The following is a 1,354-nucleotide window of genomic DNA, read 5'->3' as shown; positions in this document are numbered from 1 at the left end:
ATTTTATATACCCTGCGGTTTGCTTATAGCTTTGATTATTTTTATAAGCTTAGCTTATCGCCCTTTAGAGCTTATCTTTTGGGATAAGTATAATCATGAAAAAGAATATCAAAATGCTAAAGATATATACAAACTATTTAAGAGCAACGAAGAAGAATTTAAAAAAGTTTTTGTAGAACAAAACTTAAATCAAGAATTAAAACTTAATCAAAAAGAATTATTAAATTATATGCATAACTTTAAAAAAGATTTTAAATTTATGCAAATTTTAGGTTTAGACAATGCTTATTTGGTAGCTCTTAAAAATAAGGATGTATTATTTGGTTTGCAAATGCAAAATAATCTTAATTATTTTTATTTTATTTCCAATAGCACTGATTTAAAAGAAATTAATAATTATTTAAATGTTGTGGATGAGTTTCTTGTCTTTATGAGTGAAATTGAAAAATTACCATCTAAGTATAATCCAGGTAAAATAATGTTTGAAATTAATTTTATGACTTATAATATCTTGTTTTTTGGTTTTACTTTAGATAAAAACTTTATGTGTTCTATACCTCAAAAAGAACAGTTATTAGAAAATATGATTAATTCTTATAAAAAAATGAATTTATTTCATGATGCAGATTTAAAATTTCAAGATCAAGAATTATACGAAACAATATATGTAACAAAAAAACTTAATTATTTCATAAATATTGCTAAAGGAAGATTAAATGCATGCGGAAAATAATTTAAGTCCTGAAGATAGACAAGGTATAGAAAATGCTGTGCTTGCTAAAAAAGATATAATACCGAATTGGATAGCAAATTTTAATAGACAAGATATAGAAGACATACAAGATAAAACTCAATATTTGCGGGATACTGTAGATAGATTAAAAAACACCGTAAATTCCTACTCCAAGCAATATCCTACTTTAGAACCAATAGCAAGAAAAATAAGAATAATAACCAAACCAACAGAAAACACTTTAAAAATTATGGATTATTCTTTAGAATATGTCCTTAATGGCGAAAGGTCGGTAGTTATTAAAGCTATAGCTGAAGGGGTTGAAACTATTGTTTATACAGTTGGTATTTCTGCGACTGCAATTGCAGCTGGAATTGTGAGTTTGGTTGGTATATTATGTCCAGATTCAGCACCTTTGGTAGCATTTGGTGCCTTTGTAATATTCACTCAAGGAGAGGAGCTGAGTTACTATATATCACAAAAAGCTAAAGAAATAATAATAAATTTTTTAAATCCAAAAATACAATATTTTCCACAAACTATCCATCTGGGCAATGGACAATATTATAAAAATGATAAAAATATAGATGAAATATTCAACAATATATACGAAGTTCTTGG

2 protein-coding genes are annotated in these 1,354 nt (G+C 26.0%); both read left to right on the top strand.

The annotated features are described in order from the left end of the window. Nucleotides 1-733, top strand: a 733-nt coding sequence (locus tag L8W69_RS09115; RefSeq protein ID WP_263666983.1) for a hypothetical protein, incomplete at its 5' end; no start/stop codon positions are given. Beyond that, on the top strand, nucleotides 717-1,354 hold a 638-nt coding region (locus tag L8W69_RS09110), incomplete at its 3' end, for a hypothetical protein (protein ID WP_263660882.1). The genes L8W69_RS09115 and L8W69_RS09110, both read left to right, overlap by 17 nt.

The sequence above is a fragment of the Campylobacter sp. CNRCH_2016_3089 genome, from assembly GCF_025772505.1.
Taxonomy (GTDB): Bacteria; Campylobacterota; Campylobacteria; order Campylobacterales; family Campylobacteraceae; genus Campylobacter_D; species Campylobacter_D lari_D.
Note: the sequence above shows the minus strand (reverse complement) of the source record. Positions and strands in the feature narration are given on the sequence as shown.